The sequence below is a fragment of the Sphingomonas albertensis genome (assembly GCF_014358075.1).
GTDB classification, from domain to species: Bacteria; Pseudomonadota; Alphaproteobacteria; order Sphingomonadales; family Sphingomonadaceae; genus Sphingomonas; species Sphingomonas albertensis.
This window is the reverse complement of record NZ_JACONT010000021.1, coordinates 1-21,212: the sequence shown is the minus strand read 5'-3', so window position 1 is coordinate 21,212 and position 21,212 is coordinate 1. Positions and strand designations below refer to the sequence as shown.

The following is a 21,212-nucleotide window of genomic DNA, read 5'->3' as shown; positions in this document are numbered from 1 at the left end:
CAGTCGCAGCATTGTCGACCCGATCAGTCCCTTAGCAGGTCGTTGATGCTGGTCTTCGAGCGGGTTTGCGCGTCGACCCGTTTGACAATCACGGCGCAATACAAAGCGGGCGTCACGTTACCGACCCCACCTATCGTGCCTGGCACAACGACGGCGTATGGCGGCACTTCGCCTTTGAACACCTCGCCAGTCTTGCGGTCGATGATCTTGGTCGAGGCGCCGAGGTACACGCCCATCGACAGCACCGCGCCCTCGCCGACGCGAACGCCCTCGGCCACTTCCGCGCGCGCGCCGATGAACGCGCCGTCGCCGATGATGACAGGATCGGCCTGCAACGGCTCGAGCACGCCGCCGATGCCGGCTCCGCCCGACAGATGGACGTTCTTGCCGATCTGCGCGCAACTGCCGACGGTCGCCCACGCGTCGACCATCGTGCCCTCGCCGACATAGGCGCCGATGTTGACAAAGCTCGGCATCAGGATCGCGCCCTTGGCGATGAAGCTCCCGCGCCGCGCGACCGCACCCGGCACGACGCGGATACCCGCCGCACGGAACTCCGCATCGCCCCAGCCCGCGAACTTCGACGGCACCTTGTCGAACGCCGGCGCACCGGCCGAACCGCCGTCGATCACGACATTGTCGTTGAGCCGGAACGAAAGCAGCACGGCTTTCTTCAGCCACTGATTGACCTGCCAGCCGCCATCCGTCGGCTCGGCAACGCGGGCCGTTCCCGCGTCCAGCATCGCCAGCGCGGACTCGACGGCATCGCGGATCTCACCCCTGGTATCGAGGCCGAGGTTCGCGCGGTCATCCCAGGCGGCGTCGATGATGGTCTGCAAGGTCATGATGTCTCCAGGATGGTTTCGAGCCACGGCGCAAGCACCGGCACGGTAAAATCGATGTGGTCGCGCGCGCCGCCGGGGGACTGCTCGGAGCCGTTGTCGACCCACACGGTCGTCATCCCGATCGCCTTGGCCGGCGCGAGATTGCGCGTCATGTCGTCGACGAACAGCGACTCCCGCGGATCGATATCGAACGCCGCGCAGAAGCCTGCATAGGCCGACGCATGCGGCTTCGGCATCAGGTCCATCGCGTGGATGTCGTGGATCGCCTCGAAACTCTCGCCCAGCCCGAGCCGATCGAGGATCTTCAGCGCATAGGGCTTGTCGCCGTTGGTAAAGACCAGCTTGCGCCCCGGCAGCTTGGCGATCGCCGCGACCAGCGGCGCGTCATGCTCCAGCACGTCCATCTCGATATCGTGGACATGCTCCAGGAACGCGTGCGGGTCGACATGATGCTCGGTCATCAACCCCGACAGCGTCGTGCCGTGGTTGTGGAAATACCCCTTCTGCACGCGCCGCGCCTCGTCATGGTCGAGGCCGAGCAGATCCTGGATGAACCCGGTCATCCGCTGATCGACCTGCGCGAACAGGTCCGCGCTCGCCGGGTACAGCGTGTTGTCGAGATCGAAGATCCAGTTGCGGACGTGATTTAGGCGGGCAAGCATCGGCCGGAACCTCTAGGGAGCGCGAGGCGTGGCGACAAGCCGGCTGACGCTTGCCCAAGCAGACGAAAGTACCGCAATCCACATCAAGGGTGGATAAGCTACCGTTCGGTACCTATCTCTGGTGCATGACACGCTATTCCCTGCTCGATCTGGTCCCCGTCGTCGAAGGCGGCACCATCTCCCAATCGCTCGCCAACGCGGCCGATCTCGCGCGCCATGCCGAGAGCGTCGGATTCCAGCGCTATTGGGTCGCCGAACATCACGGCATGACCGGGATCGCCTCCGCCGCGACCGCGGTCGTGATCGCGCACGTCGCCGCCGCGACCTCCACCATCCGCGTCGGGTCGGGCGGCATCATGCTCCCCAACCATGCGCCGCTGGTGATCGCCGAGCAGTTCGGCACGCTCGATGCGCTGTTCCCCGGCCGCATCGACCTGGGTCTCGGCCGCGCGCCCGGCTCGGACCAGCGCGTCGCGCGCGCGATGCGCCGCACGCTGGAGACCGACGCCAACGCCTTCCCGCAGGACGTGATGGAGCTGCAGAGCTATTTCGCGAACGACGGCCAGACCGGGATCGTCGCCACGCCGGGTGCGGGTGCGGATGTCGATATGTGGATTCTCGGCTCCAGCACGTTCGGTGCGCAACTCGCCGCCGCGCTTGGCCTGCCCTACGCCTTCGCCTCGCATTTCGCGCCCGACGCGCTCGATGCCGCGCTGGCGATCTACCGCCGCGATTTCCGTCCGTCGGCGCGCCTTGCCAAGCCGCACGCGATGGCCGGCTTCAACGTGTTCGCGGCGGACACGGACGCCGAGGCCGAACTGCTCGCCAGTTCGCAGCAGCAGTCGTTCGTGGCGCTTCGCACCGGCAACCCCGGCAAGATGAAGCCGCCCCTCGCCGGCTACCGCGAGTCGCTTGGCGCGCAGGGCAACCAGATCCTCGACCATGTGCTGCAATGCTCGGCGGTCGGCAGCCCGGCCAAGGTCGCCCGCGGGATCGCCGCGTTCATCGAGCGGACCGGGGTCGACGAGGTCATGGTGACGAGCGCGATCTACGACCATGACGCGCGCAAGCGGAGTTTGTCGATCACGGCGGACGTGATGCAGGATTTGAAGATCGCGGCGTAAGGAACGTCATCTTCCCCCCTCCCTGCAAGGGAGGGGACGGGGGTGGGTCGGTTTCCGCATATCCGGGCGGTTGCGGCCAAAGCTGACCAACCCACCCCCAACCCCTCCCTTTCAGGGAGGGGAGCCTGCTTACCCTCTTGGCTAGCGACGCGCCTATTCCCCCGCCCATTCCTTCAACAACGTATACGCAATCGCATAGGACGGCGGCGCCACGAACGGCCCCTCTTCCCCGCGCAACACAGCCCGCACCATCTCGCGCGGCACCCACATCGCATCCTCCAGCTCGTTCACATCGAGCGTGATCGCGTCGTCCTCGGCCTCCGCCACGCACGCGACCATCAGCGAAGACGGAAACGGCCAGGGCTGGCTCGCGACATAGCGCACCTTGCCGACGCGAACCCCAGACTCCTCGAGAATCTCGCGCGCGACCGCCTCCTCGATCGACTCGCCCGGCTCCAGGAACCCCGCCAGCGCCGAATACCGCCCCGGCGGCCACCCCTTGCCGCGTCCGAGCAACGCGCGCCCGTCATGCTCGGCGATCATGATCACCACCGGGTCGACGCGCGGGAAATGCTCGGTCCCGCAGTTCGGACATTTGCGCGCCCAACCGGCTCTGAAAACCTCGGTCGGAGATCCACATTTCGCGCAGAAGCCATGTCGGACATGCCAATCGATGACGCTGCGCGCACCAGCGTACGTCGCCGCCTCACCCGGTTCGAGCGCGGCCAGCACTGCCATCAGCGCAGGCGACCGCATCGCCGGCGCATTGTCGACCTGCATCCCCGCGAGCAGCGCCGCGAAATGCGGCCGGCTGCTCTCGTCGAGCCCCAGCAGGATCGGCTCGGCATCGTCGGACATGTCCGCCATCGACGTCCAGGCGAGACGCCCGTCGTCGGTCGTGCCCGGCAGCAGCCCGTCGAGCACTAGCAACCGCGCGCGCCAATCACGCTGCGCCGCCGCCAGCCCTTCCGGATCGTGGCGCAGCGCATCGGACCGGTCGAGCGTCCCACCCGTAAACCCAGGTGCTTCCATCACGCTCATCGGCGCAACCTCGCCGCGTCCTGCATCAGCGCCGCGACCACCTGCTCGCGCAGCGGAATGCGATCCGCCGGGAAGTAATTGACCATCACGCTGCCGCGCGAATGCTTCAGCGGATCGACCCACGCAATCGTCCCCGCCGCACCGCCCCAGGCATAGGTCCCCTTGCCCGGCCCGTTCGGCGTCGTCGCGAGCACAACGGAACCGCCCGCGCCGAAGCCCATGTTGCTCCCCTTCGTGCCGCCGGTCCCACCGCTCACGCCACCATAGGTCACGCCCGGCGGCAGCAGGTTCGACGTCGCGAGCGCGATCGTCTCGGGCTTCATCACGCGGACGCCGTCGAGCGTCCCGCCGTCCTGGATCATGTGCAGGAACCGGTCGTAATCGCGCGCCGACATCACGAGGCCCGCGCCGCCATACGGAAAGCTAGGCTTCTGCAGGAACACCGAGTTCGCCGCCGGATCGAGCGGTGTCCGCGTATCGCCGACGAACGCGTAGTTGGTCGCCAGCCGCCCGACCTCGCTCTGCGGCACCTGCCAGAAGCTCGACTTCATCTTGAGCGGATCGAACAGCCGCGTCTGCACGAACCGTTCGAAGCTCATGCCGCTGGCGACCTCGATCACCCGCCCCATCACGTCGAGCCCGATCGAATAACTCCACTTTGTCCCCGGATCGGCGATCAGCGGCAGCGTCGCGACGCGGTTCGCGAACTCTTCGAGCGACTTCGGCCGAACGGGCCGCATCTTCTCTTCCATCGCCGCGCTGACCGACAGCGGCAGGATGCCGAGCCGCTCATATTCCTTAAGCAGCGGCCCCTTGGTGACGATCGTGTAGCCGAGCCCGGCGGTATGCGTCAGCAGGTTGCGGATCGTGATCGGCCGCGTCGCCGGCCGCGTGGCGAGCGACGTGTCGGGGCTGGTCGCGACCTTCATGTCCTTGAACGCCGGGATATATTTGCTGACCGGATCGTCGAGGTTGAGCTTGCCGTCCTCGACCAGCATCATCGCCGACATACCCGTGATCGGCTTGCTCATGGAATAGACGCGCCACAGCGAGTCGGGGCCCGCCGCCGGTGCATTCGGATCGTCGCTGATCTTGCCTGCCGCCGGGAACAGCGTCGGGCCGTCGCCGACACCGAACGCCCCGACGATCCCCGGCATCTTGTCCTGCGCGACATAGCCGTCGAACAGCGCGGTCGTCGCAGGCAGCAGCGCCTTGACCGGGATCGTCATCCGCGGCGCCGGCCGAGCCTGCGGGCGTATCTGAGGTCGGAGCTGCGCCTGCTGGGCATAGGCCGTAGCGGCGGCCAGCGCGACGAGGCCCCCCGTCGAAATCCAGTGCACCAGTTTCATGCAGATCTCCGTATGGCCCAGTTCCGAATGGCTTTCCCGGCCTTGGCGAAAACGGTCGGCAGCCCGGCGGTATCCAGGTCGTCGATCGGCCACCATTCGCTTGCCGTCGGAACGCGCGGTTGATGCGCCTCGACCGTCGCCACCGCAAGCGTCAGCTGCAGATCGAAATGCGTAAATCCGTGCGCGACGGTCTCGTCCAGCATCCGCCACTCCGCCTGCGCCGGCGCGTCTTCGAAACCGGGCGCCGTCTCGCCCCAAGGCCCGGTCGGAAACGCCCGCATTCCGCCCAGCAAACCCGTATCCGGCCGCCGCACGAGCAACACCTGTCCGTCGCGTTCCAGCCAGAAGATCGTCCCGTAGCGCTGAGGCTTAGCTGCCTTCTTCGCCTTCACCGGCAACCGCTCGGGCGCGCCTTGCGCAAACCCCTCGCAAAGCTCGCGGATCGGACACAGCAGGCACTTCGGCGCGCGCGAAGTGCAGGTCCCCGACCCCAGATCCATCATCGCCTGCGCAAAGTCTCCCGCGCGGAGGTCGGGCGTGATCGAGTCCGCCGCCACCCGAATCGCAGGCCGCGCCGCCGGCAAAGGCGTATCGATCGCAAACAGCCGCGCGACCACCCGCTCGACATTCGCATCGACCACCACTGCGCGCTCGCCGAACGCGATCGCCGCCACCGCCGCCGCGGTGTACGCTCCCAGCCCTGGCAGCGCACGCAACTCGGCCTCGGTCCGCGGAAACACGCCGCCGTGATCCGAAACCACAGCCTTCGCCGCCTTCACCAGGTTCCGCGCCCGTGCGTAGTACCCAAGCCCCGCCCACGCGGCCATCACATCGGCGTCATCCGCCGCCGCCAGACTCGCGAAATCCGGCCACCGCGCGGTCCACGCGAGGAACCGCGGCGTCACCGCGGCCACCGTCGTCTGCTGCAACATCACCTCGGACAGCCACACCCGGTACGGATCGACCGCCTCGCCCGGCTTCGCGCGCCACGGCAGGTCGCGACGATGCGCGTCATACCAGTCGAGCAGGGCCCCGGAGACCGAAGAGCGCTTGGCGTTCACGCGTCGCCTATGGCATGGGTTCGCAGATGAGCAAGCCGCCCGTTTCTGTGCCTAAATCTGCGACGCCCAAGCCGGCGACGAAGCGCATCAAAGGCAGGACCGATCCCGACGCCCCGCGTGAGAACCGTTCGCGCGCGGTCGCCGAACTGTTGCCCGCGATCGGCGGCGCGGCGTTCCGCCGATTCGGCTTCGTCCAGTCGTCGATCGTCAGCCGCTGGCCCGAGATCGTCGGCGCGAAACTGGCGGGCGCGAGCATTCCCGAATCGATCCGCTTCCCGGTCGGCAAGAAACAGGACGGCGTCCTCACGCTTACCGTCCGCGGCGCGCATGCACCGATGATGCAGCACATCGCGCCCGAGATCATCGAGCGCGTGAACCGCTTCTTCGGCTACGCCGCGATCGTGAAGGTCGCGATCCGCCAGGGTGAGGTCGCCGCCCCCGTCCCGCGCAAAGCACCGCCATCGATCCGCCCGGTCCCCGTCGATCTCGGTATGAGCCTGAAGGGCATCGCCGATCCGGAACTGCGCGCCGTCCTCGAATCCCTCGCCGCCGGCGTCGCCTCGACGCACGGCCTTCCCAGGATCACCTGATGCGCGTCCTCTTTGCCGTCTTCGCCCTCTTCCTGCTGACCGGCGCTGCGCCCAAGCGCGACTGGTCACAGACCGCGCGCATCCTCCCCTCGGGCGCCTACCTGATCGGCAACCCCGCGGCCCGCGTAAAGCTGGTCGAATATGCCAGCTACACCTGCTCGCACTGCGCCGATTTCTCGGTGAAATCCGAACCCGTGCTCAAGCGCCAGATGATCGCATCGGGCTCGACCAGCCTCGAATTCCGCCACTTCATCCGCGACCGGCTCGATCTGTCGGCCGCGATCCTCGCCCGCTGCACCGGCCCGAAGGGCTTCTCCGCCACCTCGTCCGCGATCTTCGCCGCACAGCCGCAATGGCTCGAGCGCGGGATCGAATACCAGCAAGGCAACGCCGCGCGCCTGAACATGTACCCGGCGGCGGCCCAGATTCGCGCCAACGCCGACGGCTCCGGCCTGACCGCGATGATCAAGGCACGCGGGCTCTCGGACGCCGCGATCAACGCGTGCTTCGCCAACCAGCCCGAGATCGACCGCATCGTCAAACTGACCGCCGACGCGCCGAAGGAGATCGACTCGACGCCGACCTTCTACCTCAACGGCAGACTCGTCCCGCATGTCGGCTGGGAACAGCTCGAACCCGCGCTCCGCAAGGCCGGCGCCCATTAATTCTCGTGATCCACTGGAGTAACCCGATGAAGTTCCTGACCACGCTCGCCGTCCTGCCGCTCGCGCTCGCCGCCTGCTCGAAGAACGATTCGACCGGTAACGTCGACCAGCCCGCCGCCGCGCCGGTAGCAGCCGCCGCAGCCCCCGCCGGCCAGAACTGGACCGAGACCGTCGTGAAGACCCCCGAGGGTTACCTGATGGGCAACCCGAACGCGCCGATCAAGCTCGTCGAATATGGCGCGCGCTCGTGCCCGACCTGCGGCGCATTCGCCCGCGAGGCGTACAAGCCGCTGACGGAAAAGTACGTCTCGACAGGCAAAGTCAGCTTCGAATTCCGCGACTTCCTCGTCCACGGTGCGCCCGACGTGGCGCTGACGCTGCTCGGCCAGTGCGGTGGCGTCGCGCCGTTCTTCCCGATCCTCGAGCAGATGTACGGCAACCAGATCGCGTTCCTCGACAAGCTCCAGGCGATGACGCCTGCGCAGCAGCAGGGGCTGGCCAATCAGCCGCCGACGGTCGTCGCGACCAAGCTCGCCGAACAGATGGGCGCGATCGATTTCGTGAAGCAGCGCGGGATCCCGGAAGCGAAGGCGCGCGCGTGCCTCGCCGATCAGAAGCAGCTCGAAGTGATGGCCAAGCCGACCGAGAATGCGATGCAGGCGGGGACGGTGACGGGCACGCCGACGTTCCTGATCAACGACAAGAAGCTCGACCAGGTCGTGAGCTGGGACCAGATGGAGAAGGCGCTGAAGGCGGCTGGGGCGTAAGACGCACGTCGTCTCCACCCACACGTACCACCCCGGCGAAGGCCGGGGCCCAATTGGAAAGGTTGCAATAACGGAGCGCAACCTTCGTTAGCGACGTCCCCCAATTGGGCCCCGGCCTTCGCCGGGGGGAGGCCGACCGCGGCAAGCACGTGCCAGGGTAGCCGACTCTTCCTTGTTCTCCCGCGAAGGCGGGAGCCCAGTCTGGGTCCCGCCTTCGCGGGGAAACAACAGCGCAACGGTCCGGGGTAAGATCAACACCAGTCGTCGGGGGGCGCAAGAATGCAGATCAAGCGCCTCCGCATCACCGGCTTCAAGAGCTTCGTCGACCCCGCCGACCTCCGCATCGAACCCGGCCTGACCGGCGTCGTCGGCCCCAATGGCTGCGGCAAGTCCAACCTCCTCGAAGCGCTCCGCTGGACGATGGGCGAGGCCAGCGCCAAATCCCTGCGCGGCGCCGGCATGGAAGACGTCATCTTCGCCGGCACCGCGACCCGCCCGCCGCGCGACTTCGCCGAAGTCTCGATCCTTGCCGAAATCGCGGGCAACGAGCGCGAAATCGTCCGCCGGATCGAACGCGGCGCCGGCTCCGCCTACCGGATCGACGGCCGCGACGTCCGCGCGAAGGACGTCGGCCTCCTCTTTGCCGACGCCGCCACCGGCGCGCACTCGCCCGCGCTCGTCAGCCAAGGCAAGATCGGCGCGGTCATCGCCGCCAAGCCCGCCGACCGCCGCGCGATGCTGGAGGAAGCCGCCGGGATCGCCGGACTCCACGTCCGGCGGAAAGACGCCGAGGGGAAACTCCGCGCCACCGAAGCCAATCTCGCCAAGCTCGACGAGATCATCTCCGACCAGGACGCGCGCGCCGCCACGCTGAAACGCCAGGCCCGCGCCGCCGAACGCTATCGCCTGATCTCCGCCCAGATCCGCGTCGCCGAAGCCCGCACGCTCTTCGCCCGCTGGCGCGAAGCCGCCGCCGCATCCGACGCCGCCAAGGCCGAAGCCACCGCCGCCGAAGCCCACGTCCGCGCCGGCACCGACGCCGAACGCGCAGCCGCCGCAGATCAGCACCGCGCCGTCGAAGCCGTCTCCACCGCCCGCGCCGCCGCCCTCGCCGCCCGCGACCGCGTCGGCGATCTCGCCCACCGCCTCGCCGCGCTGAAAACCGAAAAGGCCAGCGTCGAGCGCAGGATCACCGACCTCACCGACGCCCGCGCCCGGATCGCCGACGACCGCGCCCGCGAAGGATCGCTCGCCAGCGACGCCGCCGCCGCGCTCGCCCGCCTCGCCGACGAGGCCAAGACGCTCGACACCGCGATCGCCGATGCCACCGCCGCGATCCCCGATCTCGACGCCGCACTCGCCGAATCCGAACGTCGCGCCCGCGACGCCGAAGTCGCGCTCGCCCAGGCGCTCGCCACCCAAGCCCGCGACGCCGCCGAAGTCCGCGTCGCCAGCGCCGCCCTCGCCGCCGCTCGCACCCGCGCCGACCGCGCCGATCGCGACGCCGCGCAGATCGCCGCCGCCCTCCGCGCGCTCGGCGACCCCGTCCCGCTAGCGGCAGAGCGCGAAACCGCTGCCGAAGCTCGACGCACTGCAACCGCAGCCGCAGAGTCCGCCCGCCAGGCCTTAACCCGCGCAGACACCGACGAAGCCGCCGCGACCAGCGCGCGCGACGCCGCCGAAACCGCCCGCGCCACCGCTCGCGCAGACCTCGCCGCGATCGACAGCGAAGTGACGGCGCTCACCAAGGCAACGCAGCGCAGCGGCCGCGACCGGCTGCTCGACCATGTCTCGGCCAGCACGGGCTACGAACGCGCGCTCGCCGCCGCGCTCGGCGACGATCTAGACACCAACCTAGACGCATGGGCCGGCGCCAAGCCCCGCGAAGACGACCCCGCCGCGCCCGCCGACACCGAACCGCTGGCAAAGCATGTCGACGCGCCCCCCGCCCTCGCCCGCAGGCTCGCGCAAATCTTCGTCGTCGACACCGACCGCCAGCAACACCTCGCCGTCGGCCAGCGAATCGTCACCCGGGACGGCAAATTCCGCCGCTGGGACGGCTTCACCGCAACCGGCACCGGCGCGGCCGCCGCCGAACGCCTCGTCCGCCGCAACCGCCTCGCCGCGCTCCAGGCCGCCCGCCCCGCTGCGGCCAAAGCGCTGGACGACGCCGAACGAACCCGCGCCGCGATCGACGAGCGCATCGCCCAGGCTAGAGGCCAGTCGCAAACCGCCCGCGCCGCCCTACAACGCGCCGAAACCGCCGCGCGCGACGCCATCCGCCAGGAGGACCGCGCCGCCGCCGCGCTCGAACGCCTCGCCACCCAACGCGCAGACCTCGACATCCGCGCGCACCGCATCGCCGACGACGTCGCCGACGCGCACGCCGACCACACCCGCGCTGAAGCCGCGATGGCCGCCGTCCCCGACGGCACCGCCAACGCGCGCCAGGTCACCACGCTCCAATACGACGCCGAACGTGCCCGCGCCGCCGTCGCGCAGACCCGCGCCGATCGCACCACGCTCAACCGCAGCATTGCCACCAACCGCGAACGCCTGTCCGCAGCGCAAGCCGACACCCGAAGCTGGCGCGCGCGCGCCGGTGAAGCCGCCAAACGCATCGCCGCCATGGACGCGCGCGAAACCACGCTCGGCACCGACCTCGCCGCGATCGCCGCTCGCCCCGCCGCCCTCGACGCTGAAATCGAGACGCTCGACGCCGAACACCAAGACGCGCGCACAACCGCCGACGCGCTCCTCGCCACCGAACGCACCGCTGAAACCGCTGCCCGCACCGTCGACGACGCTCACCGCGCCGCCACCGAAGCGCTCGCCGTCGCCCGCGAAGCGCGCGCCGGGGCGATCGCCCGCGTCGAAAACCACGAAGCGCGCCGCCTCGATCTCGGCCGCCTCTCGGGCGAACGCTTCCAATGCCCCGCCCCCGTCCTCCCCGAACGCCTCGGCTTCGCGGTCGCCGACGTCCGCGCGCCAACCGAAGAGTCCGCCACGCACGACCGCCTCGCCACCGATCGGGAGCGGATCGGCCCGGTCAACCTCGTCGCCGAGACCGAACTCGCCGAACTCGAAGATTCCGCGCGCGGCAACGCGGTCGAACGCGAAGAACTAGGGCAAGCCGTCAACCGCCTGCGCGGCTCGATCGGCACGCTCAACCGCGAAGGCCGCCAGCGCCTGCTCGCCGCGTTCGAGGCGGTGAACGGCCATTTCCAGCGCCTCTTCACCACCCTCTTCGACGGCGGCGCCGCGCATCTCGAACTGATCGACTCCGACGACCCGCTCGAAGCCGGACTCGAGATCATGGCGCAACCGCCCGGCAAACGCCTCCAGTCGCTCACTCTCCTATCCGGCGGTGAGCAAGCGCTCACCGCGGTCGCGCTGATCTTCGGCCTGTTCCTGACCAACCCCGCGCCGATCTGCGTCCTCGACGAGGTCGACGCGCCGCTCGACGACGCCAATATCGAGCGCTTCTGCGATCTGCTCGACCGTATGTCGCGCGACACCGACACGCGCTACCTCGTCGTCACGCACAACGCCGTCACGATGAGCCGCATGCACCGCCTGTTCGGTGTCACGATGATCGAACGCGGCGTCAGCCGGCTGGTGTCGGTCGATCTCCAGGCCGCAACCGGATTGATCGCCACGGGCTGATGTTTGGGATAGGTTGGCCGCACCATCTAATTTTCGAGGATTCGAAGTCATGGCCGTCAAGGTAGTTGCGTTGGTTACCGTCAAGCCCGGCCAGGACGAGGCGTTCGTTGCCGCGGCGAAGATCTGCGTCGCGGCATCGCGGGCCGAGCCGGGCGTGCTGCACTACGAGCTATGGCAGGAAGCCGAAGGCGAGCGCCGCTTCGTGTTCAACGAACTCTATGTCGATGACGCAGCCGTACAGCAGCACATGGCGTCGGATCACTTCAAGGCGTTCGGCCTCGCCGCGCGCGATCTCGCCGCGGCCCGTCCGACGATCATCGTGACGCATCCCGTCGACGTCGGCTGATCGAACGCTGACCCCGGGTCAGGCGGCAAACCGCTGGGGCTGCTCCGGTAGTTCGGGCGGCCCCCGACGTTCGCGGTGCGCTGTGGCCTTCTGAAGGACGCGCTCGAACCGCTCGATCTGCTCGTTGCCGGGCGTCACCGGTCGACCGACGAGATAGCCCTGTACGGCATCGCAACCGATCATCCGCAGCAGGTCGAGCTGGTCCCTGGTTTCGACGCCCTCGGCGTGAGTGAGGACGCCGAGTTCCTTGCCGACCCCGACGATCCCGCGCAGCACCGCCATCGATCGCGGATCGAAGCCCGCACGAACCACGAAGCTCCGGTCGATCTTGATCCGGTCGAACTTGAAATCGCGCAGATGCGAGAGCGACGACTGGCCGGTACCGAAATCGTCGAGCGCCACCTTCACGCCGATCCTGCGGATCCGGTCGATCGTCGCCGCCGTCCGGTCCGCATCGTCGATCAGCGCGGTCTCGGTGATTTCGATCTCGACCCGCTCGGCGGCGATCCCGTGCACCAGGATCGCCTGGGTCAGATGATGCACCAGCGCCTCGGACTTGAGCTGCGCGGCGGATACGTTGATCGCGACGTGCAGGTGCGAAGACCAGCCGGATAGCTGGCGACAGGCGTCCATGATCACCCAGCGACCGATATCCTCGATCAGGCCGCATTCCTCGGCGATCGGAATGAACAGCGCTGGCGGCACCCAGCCGCGCGTCGGGTGGTTCCAGCGGATCAGTGCCTCGTAGCCGGTGGTGATCCCGGTCGACAGTTGCACGACGGGCTGGAATGCGAGGGTGAAGCCGGCGGTCTGGAGGGCTTCGTGCAGGTCGTCGACGATGTGCTGGCGCTCGGCGAGGCGTTCGGCGAGACCCGGGACATAGGCCTGGGCGCGCCGGCGACCGAGCCGCTTGGCCTCGTACAGCGCCATGTCCGCGCGCTTCATCAGGTCCTCGGGAGAGAGATCGCCGGCGAAACCCGAGATGCCGATGCTGCAGCTCGGCAGCAGCCGGCGTCCCTCGACCACTACCGGGGCGCTCAACCGCACGACGATCGCCTCCGCCAGCGCGGTCGCCGCCTCGCCCATCTCGCGCACGATGATCGCGATCTCGTCCCCGCCCATCCGCGCGATGAAGCTGTCGCGCGGGACCAGCCCGGTGAGCTGCGTCGCGACATGCACCAGCAGCTTGTCGCCGACGCCGTGCCCGAACGCGTCGTTGATCCGCTTGAACTCGTCGAGATCGATCAACAGCAGCGAGAACGGCGCGCCCTGCGCGATGAGCGCCTCCTTCGTCTCGCGCAACGACCGACGATTGCCCAGCCCCGTCAGCGGATCGTGATAGGCGAGATGCTTGAGGTCGCCGAGCGCGGTCCGCTCCGCGCTGACGTCGGTGAAGGTCAGGACGATGCCCTGGCGCGGCACCGGACGGCACTGCATCTGATAGGTCCGGCCGTCCTCCATCTCGCATTCGCGGTCGAAGCCGGTGTCCGCCTCGACCCATTGCTTCATCGCGCCGCCGACCAGCGCGCGCTTTTCGGCAGGCCAGTCGCGATACCGCGCGATCGCATCGAGAAAGGCGTCGATCGTCAGACCCGGCGCGATCGCCTCCGCCGGCGTATCGAACAGGTCGAGGAAGCGGTGGTTGAAGTGACGTAGCCGCCCGTCCCTGTCGATGAACACGAGCCCGTCGGTCATGCTCTCCAGCACCGCCTTGAGCGTCCGCGACTCCTGCTCACGCGCGACCTTTATCCGGGTGAACGTCAACAGGCTGCCGAGGCAGGTCACCGAGACGGCGAACGCCATGCAGGCGGCGACCAGCCCGGGCGACAACAGGCCACCCTGCCGTTCGTCGATGCTGCCGATGACGATGTCGCCGGACAGCGAGACGAAATGCGTCACGCACACCGCGAGCGCGAACAACAGGCACCCGGTCGGGCGCGAGCGCGACCAGCGTGCGTTGAACTGCCACGCCGCCACGATCGCCGCCCCGAGCAGCAGGCCGATCATGTTGGTCGGCCAGGAGAAGAAATGCGCGCAGTCCATCATGCCGGTGATGCCGACCGCATGCATGCACCAGATTCCGCCACCCGCGACGGCGCCCGCCAGGCTGCGCTGGCTCCGCGTCCGTGCTTGGGTGATCGCCACCATCGGCAGCCCGACCGCGGCGATTCCCACGAACGCCGACAGCATTGTCATGAACGCGTCGTAGCGAAGCAGCAGGTCGGGACGATAGGCGAGGATCGCGATGAAATGCGTGGTCCAGACGCCAAGCCCCGCGGCCAGCGCGAGGGCGACGTGCCGCCAGCCCATGGCCTCGCGCGCCGTCGGATCGGCGAGATCGGTGGTGAGCAGCGCCACCGACCACCCCGCGGTCAGGCAGATGCCGACCGCAACCGCCACCAGGGACCCGGAATGCTGAAAATGCAGATTGAAGAGAATAGGCACGACGTTCGCTTCGACAGTTTTTTATCTCGTCGCATGAAGGTGTTAAGGAAACTTGTTCCTTACAAAGTTCGTCAGCAATCGTTTGCGAAGCCGACACCTGACTGTTCGCGTACACGCATTGATGTCGAGCTCCTCGCGACACACATGAGGGACGTCGATCGAGCCGGTTGCGGACGCGTTCGAACCAGGGATGACCGCGGGGGATTCGAGAATGCAGGACGATCGAACCCTTCTGGCGGTACGCGCGCTGGGCAAGTCGGTGCCGGGGCCCCGGCTGCTGTTCCAACACCTCGAACTCGACGTCGGCGCGGGCGAACTCGTCGCGATCATCGGCGAATCGGGCGTTGGGAAATCGACGCTGCTCAACATCCTCGCCGGGCTGGACGAGGCGGACGAGGGCAGCGTCGCGATCGACGGGACGGTGCTGGGGGCGCTCGACGAGACCGCGCGTACGCGGCTGCGGCGCGAGCGGATCGGCTTCGTGTTCCAGGCCTTCCACATCCTGCCCTATCTGACGCTGCAACAGAATGTCGCGCTGCCGTTGACGCTGGTCTCGCCCGACGCCGCCGCGGCCGGCACACGGGCGGAGGCCATGCTCGAGGCGGTCGGGCTGGGTGGGCGCGGCGATGGGTATGCGCGCGACCTGTCAGGCGGCGAGTTGCAGCGCGTCGCGATCGCCCGCGCGCTGGTCCACCGGCCTGCGCTGATCCTGGCGGACGAGCCGACCGGCAATCTCGATCCCGAAACCGCCGCGCGCGTGCTGTCGCTGTTCGCCGGAGCGGTGCGCGATAACAGGGCGGCGGGCGTGATGGTGACGCATTCGGACGCCAGCGCGGCGATCGCCGATCGCGTTCTGACGCTCGGTCGCGACGGATTGGTGGAGCGCCGTGATCGCTGAGCCGCGCCCCGCTGCTCCTCGCCCTCCGGAGCCCCGGCTCTGGTCGGCGCGCGTCGCGCTGGGCTGGCTGATCGCTGGCGAATGGGGGTTCCACCCTGCCCGCTTCGTCATGACCGCCGTGGCGATCGCGGTCGGAGTCGCGCTGGGGTTCGCCGTCCATCTCGTCAACGGATCCGCGCTCGCGTCGTTCGACGGTGCGATGCGCGGCGTCAGCGGTGCGGCCGAACTGTCGGTCCGCGCGACCAGTCCGCTCGGCTTCGACGAACGTCTTTATCCCCGCGTCGCACGAACCGACGGTGTCGCCGATACGAGCCCGGTCGTCCGCCTCGACGCGCGGATCGGCACGAAGCGCCTGACGTTGCTCGGCGTCGATGTCGTTCGCGCAGCCGTCGTGACGCCCTCGTTGATCGGCGCGCGACCGCAGGGGGCGGACACCGGCAAAGACGCCGTGTTCGACGAAGACACGCTGTTCCTGTCGCGCGCCGCGCTCACGCAGGTCGGCGCGAAGGTCGGCAGCCGGGTCACGGTCGTCGCCAACGGGCGGGCGGTACCGCTTCGCGTCGCGGGTACCCTGCCGGCGACCGATGCCGCGGTCGCAGTCGGCGTCATGGACATCGCCGCGGCACAGTGGCGCTTCGGTCGGCTCGACCGAATCGATCGGCTCGACCTGGCGCTGTCGGACCGACGCGCAGCCGAAACCGCGTTGCGGGCCACGCTGCCGGCGGACGCGATCCTGTCAACCGCCGAGACTCAGAACGCACAGGGCGACTCGCTGTCGCGCGCCTACCGGGTCAATCTCGACATGCTGGCGCTGGTCGCGCTGCTGACCGGCGGGTTCCTCGTCTATTCGGCGCAGTCGCTGTCGGTGGTGCGACGCCAGCGCGCCTTCGCCTTGCTGCGGACGCTCGGCATGCCGCGCGGCGGAATCATCGCGGCGGTCGTCGTCGAGGGGCTCGCGATCGGGCTGGTCGGCGCGTCGGCGGGCTTGGTCATCGGCTATGCGCTGGCATGGGGCGCGCTGCACTGGTTCGGCGGCGATCTCGGCGCGGGGTATTTCGGTGGCGCCACCGCGCACGTCGTGATCCAGCCGGTCGCGGCGCTCGGCTTCTTCTCGCTCGGCCTGCTTGCGTCGATATTGGGAAGTGCGCTGCCGGCACGCGTGGCGGCACGCGCGGCCCCTGCCGCCGCGCTGAAGAATGCCGGCGACGTGCTCGATCCGCGGCGGCGCGTGGCGTGGTGCCCCGCGGTCGCGTTGCTCATCGCGGGCGGCGCGGCGGCGTTGCTGCCTGCGGTCGGTGGCCTGCCGCTGTTCGGCTTTGCGGGGATGGCGTTGATGCTCGCGGGCGGCGTCGCGGGTGTACCGTGGTTCGCGCGCACGCTGCTGACCCCGCTGGCAAAGCGGATGCGCGGGAGCGTGCCGGGGCTGCTGGCGATCCGCCATCTGCACGGCGCGCCCGGCGAGGCTGCGACCGCGCTGTGCGGGATCGTCGCCTCGACTGCGCTGATGATCGCGATGGCGACGATGGTGACCAGCTTTCGCGGCGCGGTCGACGAGTGGCTGAACCAGGTGCTCGGCGCGGACCTGTATTTCCGCACGACGGCGGGTGCCACGTTCGATCCGGCGACGCGCACCCGACTAGCGACGACGTCGGGAATCGAGCGGCTCGCTTTCAGTCGGCAGATTCCTCTGACCATCGCCGCCGACCGACCGCCGGTAAGCCTGATCGCGCGACCCGAACGGGATGGCCAGGATCCGTTGCTCGTGCTGATCGAGACCGCGCCGCCGCTCCCCAGGACTGCGCTGCCGGTGTGGGTCTCCGAACCGGCGCAACGGCTGTACGGTTGGGATCCCGGCGAGCGCATCACGCTGCCGATCGCCGGACGGACGCAGTTCGTGGTCGCCGGCGTGTGGCGCGATTACGGGCGCCAAGCGGGGGCGGTGCTGATCGACGAGGGCGATTACCAGCGACTGACCGGCGATGAGGCGCGCGACGAGATTTCCGCGACGATCGCACCCGGCCGGGATTTGGCACAGGTTGCGCGCGCGATGACCGCCAAGCTGCCGCCAGCGTTGCGCGATCAGGTCGAAGTGAGCCAGCCGGCGACGCTACGACGGCTCGCGCTGACGATCTTCGATCGCAGTTTCGCGGTGACCTATCTGCTGGAGGCGGTCGCGATCCTGGTCGGGCTTGCCGGCGTCGCGGCGACGATATCGGCGCAGACGATCGCGCGCGAACGCGAGTTCGGGATGTTGCGGCATTTCGGGCTGACCCGGCGGCAATTGACGACGATGCTGGCGACCGAGGGCGCGATCGTCGGACTGACCGGGGCGCTGGCCGGGATCGGACTCGGATTGCTGCTGTCGCAGGTGCTGATCCACGTGATCAACCCGCAGTCGTTCAACTGGACGATGACCACGCGGGTGCCGGTCGGCACGCTGATCGGCGTAGCGGCCGCGCTGACCGGTGCGGCGGCGGCGACCGCAGTCCTTGCCGGGCGGCGTGCAAACGCCAAGAGCGCGGTGCAATCGGTGCGGGAGGATTGGTGATGGCACGTTCCTGGATCCCGCTTGGCTGGATCGCAGCGATCGCGGCGATCGCGCCTGCCGCCACCCCGGCCGTTTCCTATCCAGTCGTGGCGCCCGGCATCACGCTGCGCTTTCCTGCCGATCACGGGGCGCATCCGGCGTTTCGCACCGAATGGTGGTATTTTACCGGGTGGTTGCGCACCACGGACGGCAAGGATCTGGGCTTCCAGGTGACGTTCTTCCGGACCCGCCCGCCGATCGATACGCGCAATCCCAGCAGGTTCGCGGCCAGGCAGGTGCTGTTCGCGCATGCGGCGTTGTCCGACCCTAGGACAGGCAAATTGTCGCATAGCGAGCGGGCGGCACGCGCCGGCTTCGGACTGGCCGAGGCGCGGACGGGGGATGCCGATGTGTCGATCCGCGACTGGCGGTTGCGGCGCGCGGGCGACGGGCGCTGGGCGACCCGCGTGACCGCGCAGGATTTCGGGCTCGACCTGTCGTTCCAGCCGACCCAGCCGCCGCTGCCACAGGGCCGCGGCGGCTATAGTCGCAAGGGCGCGCGTCCCGACGAGGCGAGTTATTATTACTCGATGCCGCATCTGCGAGTGCGCGGCCAGGTGACGCGGGCCGGCAAGACGGTCCCGGTAACCGGCGAGGCATGGCTCGATCGCGAATGGTCGTCGGATTATCTCGCACCGGCTGCGCAAGGGTGGGACTGGACCGGGCTCAACTTCGACGACGGCTCCGCGCTGATGGCGTTCCGGATCCGGCGCAAGGGCGGCGGGACGGTGTGGGCAGGCGGATCGCTGCGCCGTCCCGACGGCAGGATGACGGTGTTCGCGCCCGGCGACGTCGCGTTCCGCACGCTGGCGACGTGGCGGAGCAAGGCGACCGGCGCGGTGTACCCGGTATCGCAGGAACTGAGCGTCCGCGCCGAGGGTCGCCTCCAGCGCTGGCGACTGGTGCCGATGTTCGCCGCGCAGGAACTCGATACGCGACGTAGCGGGATGCCGGTCTATTGGGAGGGCGCGGTACGAACGCGCGGCGGGCGCGGCTATCTGGAGCTTACCGGCTACGACCGCGCGCTCAGGATGTAGCGCTGCGCCGCCAGACCCAGCCGAACAGGCGACCGGCGAGCGCTGGCAGGCCGGGGCGTAGCAGCAGCCAGTCGCGGATCGGCGCGTCGATCGTGGCGCCTATGACCTGCTTATAGCCGCTGTCGCCCGCGCCCCAGTCGACCCGGCCGATACCGCGATCGCGCGCCGCGACCAGGTTGCGCCAGTAGAGCAGTTTGCCCGGCGAATGCTTGGCGAAGCGTGGGTCGTAGCTGTTGGCGACCGCGTACAGCAGTTCGCCAGTGTCGATATCGAACGAGAAGGCGGCGGGCCTATCGTCGACCGTCAGCAGCGCGGCGCGGAACATCGCGGCAAGCACCGGATCGGCGACCGCAGCCTGCCAGAAGGCAAGATGACCGTCGGCGGTGAACTTCATGCCGGTGCGATCGGTGTCGTGCGCGATCCAGCTCGTCTGCTCGATCGCGCCGAGATCGGCGAACGCGGCGGGCCAGTCCGCACCCGACAGGAAGCGCCAATAGGGTACGCCGTGTTCGGCAAGGTGCTTTTCGTGGAAGCGGTTCTTGCGCAGCGTCGAGGTGCGCGGCCAGGGCTGGCCTTCTCTCGCCGGTGGCAGGTCGAGCGACCAGTTGTCGCCGATGGTGCGGTCGATCGCGGTCCAGCCTTGCGCGCGAGCGGCGGCAACCAGCGCGGTCGCGGCGGGATCGCTGTCGTAGACCGGGCCGATCCTGAGACCGTTCACGTGAGCGGCAAGCGTCGACAAGGCGGTCTTCAGCGCGGGCTCGCCGGCTTCGAGCGCGAGGCCGAAGCTGCGGAACGGCCAGTAGCAGCCGGGGATCGCCGCCATCCCGAGCATACGCGGACCCAGCGGCACGAACGGCAGCGTCAGGACCGGCGCGTCGTCCTGCTCGACCACCAGCGTCCGCGCCTGTCCGCCATAGGCGGCGAGCGCGGCGGCGTACCAGCCGAAGCGCAGGAAGCGGTGGCTGTGCGCGCCCCGTTCCGCGACGATGTCGATCGCGGCGGCAAGCCCCTCGACCACGTCGCCGCGGACGTTGGGCGGCAGCCGGACGAAGTCGGCCAGGAGCATCGGCTTGGACATTGCCCGCTAGATACCGCGCAGAAGGTTACGATTGCATGCTGTTTTGCAATCGCCCCCTTTTGCAATCCGGCATTCCCCATCATGGTGGCGGCATGCCGACCATTCCCGCCATCTCGACCATCGCCCAGACGATCCAGCTCTCGCTCGCGCCGGTGTTCATGCTTGCCGGGATCGGCCAGTTGCTGAACGTGCTCGCGGGACGCCTGTCGCGGGTGATCGACCGGGCGCGGAAGCTGGAGCAGTTGCACCCCAATTTCTCTGCGGCCGAGCGGACCCGCTATGGCTGGGAGCTGCGGTTGCTCGACCGGCGGATGACGATCATCAACGCCGCGCTGTTCCTGGCGGTGTCGAGCGCGATCATGACCTGCGTGCTGATCGCGCTCCTCTTCATCGCCGAGCTTGCCAAGCTGCATTTCGGCACGGCGGTGGCGCTGTGCTTCATCCTCGCGATGATCCTGCTGATCGCAGCGCTTGTCTCGTTTATCTTCGAAGTCAGGATGTCGTTGCGGGCCTTCCGGATCCGGCCGGAATTGCTGCGGGACCTGCCATGATCGAGAAGCGCCTGCTGCAAGCCGTCATCGCCGTCGCGTGCCTGTTGCCGCTGATCGTCGGCGGCCAAGGCGTGCTGCACGGGCCCGCGCCGTTCGGGCATCTCGCCGAGGTGCCGCGCGATCTGGATAGCCATTTCCGGTATATCTCGGGGATATTCTTCGCGACCGGCCTCGGGTTTCTGAGCTGCATTCCGGCTATCGAGCGGAAGGGGCCGCGGTTTCGGCTGCTGGGCGGGCTGATCTTCGTCGGCGGCGTATCACGCGGGATTTCTCTGCTGGCGGTGGGGGTGCCGTCGCAGGGGCATGTGCTCGGGCTGGTGATGGAAACGGTGGTCGTGCCGTTGCTGATGCTGTGGCAGTGGAATTTCGCCAAGCGGGCGGCCCTAGCCTGACGATCCTCCCCCGCCAGGGGGAGGTGGCTGGCTCTTGCCAGACGGAGGGGGAGGTCAGGGTAACCGCTGTTCCGTCTCGGCCCCCGCCCTCACCAGCGGGGCCACCAC

The 21,212-nt window shown here is 68.7% G+C and carries 18 protein-coding genes; 11 read left to right on the top strand and 7 right to left on the bottom strand.

The window, feature by feature from the left end; translation table 11 throughout:
* Nucleotides 1-23: 23 nt before the first annotated feature.
* Together dapD and H8S47_RS10810 are read right to left on the bottom strand one after the other, a co-directional pair.
* Complete coding sequence (dapD, locus tag H8S47_RS10815) at nt 24-845, bottom strand: 2,3,4,5-tetrahydropyridine-2,6-dicarboxylate N-succinyltransferase (RefSeq protein WP_187503877.1); 822 nt, start codon at nt 843-845, stop codon at nt 24-26.
* Nucleotides 842-1,507: a pyrimidine 5'-nucleotidase gene (locus H8S47_RS10810; RefSeq protein ID WP_187503876.1), complete on the bottom strand. Its 666-nt coding sequence runs from the start codon at nt 1,505-1,507 to the stop codon at nt 842-844. Before H8S47_RS10810 ends, dapD begins: the two co-directional genes overlap by 4 nt.
* Nucleotides 1,508-1,632: 125 nt before the next feature.
* Between H8S47_RS10810 and H8S47_RS10805 the strand changes: the two genes are divergently transcribed.
* Nucleotides 1,633-2,631 (top strand): LLM class flavin-dependent oxidoreductase, encoded by a 999-nt coding sequence (locus tag H8S47_RS10805; protein WP_187503875.1) that lies wholly within the window; start codon nt 1,633-1,635, stop codon nt 2,629-2,631.
* Between the two features lie 153 nt (nt 2,632-2,784).
* On the opposite strand, the gene nudC is transcribed toward H8S47_RS10805, so the two are convergent.
* From nudC to H8S47_RS10790, 3 genes are read right to left on the bottom strand one after another with little or no spacing between them, the layout of a single operon-like run.
* Nucleotides 2,785-3,663: an NAD(+) diphosphatase gene (gene nudC / locus H8S47_RS10800; RefSeq protein WP_187503914.1), complete on the bottom strand. Its 879-nt coding sequence runs from the start codon at nt 3,661-3,663 to the stop codon at nt 2,785-2,787.
* A 5-nt stretch (nt 3,664-3,668) separates the two neighbouring features.
* Nucleotides 3,669-5,021, bottom strand: a complete 1,353-nt coding sequence (locus H8S47_RS10795) for a serine hydrolase domain-containing protein (RefSeq protein WP_187503874.1) — start codon at nt 5,019-5,021, stop codon at nt 3,669-3,671.
* Nucleotides 5,018-6,082, bottom strand: coding sequence for an A/G-specific adenine glycosylase (locus H8S47_RS10790; protein WP_398456302.1), 1,065 nt, complete (start codon nt 6,080-6,082; stop codon nt 5,018-5,020). The genes H8S47_RS10795 and H8S47_RS10790 overlap by 4 nt, the downstream gene beginning before the upstream one ends.
* 26 nt (nt 6,083-6,108) lie before the next feature.
* Between H8S47_RS10790 and H8S47_RS10785 the strand changes: the two genes are divergently transcribed.
* From H8S47_RS10785 to H8S47_RS10765, 5 genes are all read left to right on the top strand, one after another.
* On the top strand, nt 6,109-6,672 hold the full coding sequence (locus tag H8S47_RS10785; protein WP_133030250.1) for a DUF721 domain-containing protein: 564 nt from the start codon (nt 6,109-6,111) through the stop codon (nt 6,670-6,672).
* Complete coding sequence (locus H8S47_RS10780; RefSeq protein ID WP_187503873.1) at nt 6,672-7,337, top strand: thioredoxin domain-containing protein; 666 nt, start codon at nt 6,672-6,674, stop codon at nt 7,335-7,337. The genes H8S47_RS10785 and H8S47_RS10780 overlap by 1 nt, the downstream gene beginning before the upstream one ends.
* Nucleotides 7,338-7,363: 26 nt before the next feature.
* On the top strand, nt 7,364-8,104 hold the full coding sequence (locus H8S47_RS10775; RefSeq protein ID WP_187503872.1) for a thioredoxin domain-containing protein: 741 nt from the start codon (nt 7,364-7,366) through the stop codon (nt 8,102-8,104).
* Between the two features lie 279 nt (nt 8,105-8,383).
* Nucleotides 8,384-11,770, top strand: coding sequence for a chromosome segregation SMC family protein (locus H8S47_RS10770; RefSeq protein WP_187503871.1), 3,387 nt, complete (start codon nt 8,384-8,386; stop codon nt 11,768-11,770).
* Nucleotides 11,771-11,819: 49 nt separating this feature from the next.
* On the top strand, nt 11,820-12,116 hold the full coding sequence (locus H8S47_RS10765; RefSeq protein WP_187503870.1) for a putative quinol monooxygenase: 297 nt from the start codon (nt 11,820-11,822) through the stop codon (nt 12,114-12,116).
* Nucleotides 12,117-12,134: 18 nt separating this feature from the next.
* Here H8S47_RS10765 and H8S47_RS10760 read toward each other — a convergent pair whose 3' ends face one another.
* Nucleotides 12,135-14,516 (bottom strand): bifunctional diguanylate cyclase/phosphodiesterase, encoded by a 2,382-nt coding sequence (locus H8S47_RS10760; protein ID WP_187503869.1) that lies wholly within the window; start codon nt 14,514-14,516, stop codon nt 12,135-12,137.
* A 256-nt stretch (nt 14,517-14,772) separates the two neighbouring features.
* Here H8S47_RS10760 and H8S47_RS10755 point away from each other — a divergent pair, with 256 nt between their 5' ends.
* From H8S47_RS10755 to H8S47_RS10745, 3 genes are read left to right on the top strand one after another with little or no spacing between them, the layout of a single operon-like run.
* Nucleotides 14,773-15,459, top strand: a complete 687-nt coding sequence (locus tag H8S47_RS10755) for an ABC transporter ATP-binding protein (protein WP_187503868.1) — start codon at nt 14,773-14,775, stop codon at nt 15,457-15,459.
* Nucleotides 15,449-18,007, top strand: coding sequence for an FtsX-like permease family protein (locus H8S47_RS10750; protein ID WP_328805499.1), 2,559 nt, complete (start codon nt 15,449-15,451; stop codon nt 18,005-18,007). The genes H8S47_RS10755 and H8S47_RS10750 overlap by 11 nt, the downstream gene beginning before the upstream one ends.
* The gene (locus H8S47_RS10745; RefSeq protein WP_187503867.1) at nt 18,007-19,083 is read left to right on the top strand and encodes a lipocalin-like domain-containing protein; all 1,077 of its coding nucleotides are present in this window, start codon (nt 18,007-18,009) and stop codon (nt 19,081-19,083) included. The genes H8S47_RS10750 and H8S47_RS10745 overlap by 1 nt, the downstream gene beginning before the upstream one ends.
* Here the strand turns inward: H8S47_RS10745 and H8S47_RS10740 are convergent.
* Nucleotides 19,073-20,161: a GNAT family N-acetyltransferase gene (locus H8S47_RS10740; RefSeq protein WP_187503866.1), complete on the bottom strand. Its 1,089-nt coding sequence runs from the start codon at nt 20,159-20,161 to the stop codon at nt 19,073-19,075. The two genes, H8S47_RS10745 and H8S47_RS10740, sit on opposite strands and share 11 nt — an antisense overlap.
* Before the next feature lie 92 nt (nt 20,162-20,253).
* Between H8S47_RS10740 and H8S47_RS10735 the strand changes: the two genes are divergently transcribed.
* Together H8S47_RS10735 and H8S47_RS10730 are read left to right on the top strand one after the other, a co-directional pair.
* Nucleotides 20,254-20,712 (top strand): DUF2721 domain-containing protein, encoded by a 459-nt coding sequence (locus H8S47_RS10735; RefSeq protein WP_187503865.1) that lies wholly within the window; start codon nt 20,254-20,256, stop codon nt 20,710-20,712.
* On the top strand, nt 20,709-21,104 hold the full coding sequence (locus tag H8S47_RS10730) for a DUF4345 domain-containing protein (protein WP_187503864.1): 396 nt from the start codon (nt 20,709-20,711) through the stop codon (nt 21,102-21,104). Before H8S47_RS10735 ends, H8S47_RS10730 begins: the two co-directional genes overlap by 4 nt.
* Nucleotides 21,105-21,212 lie beyond the last annotated feature (108 nt).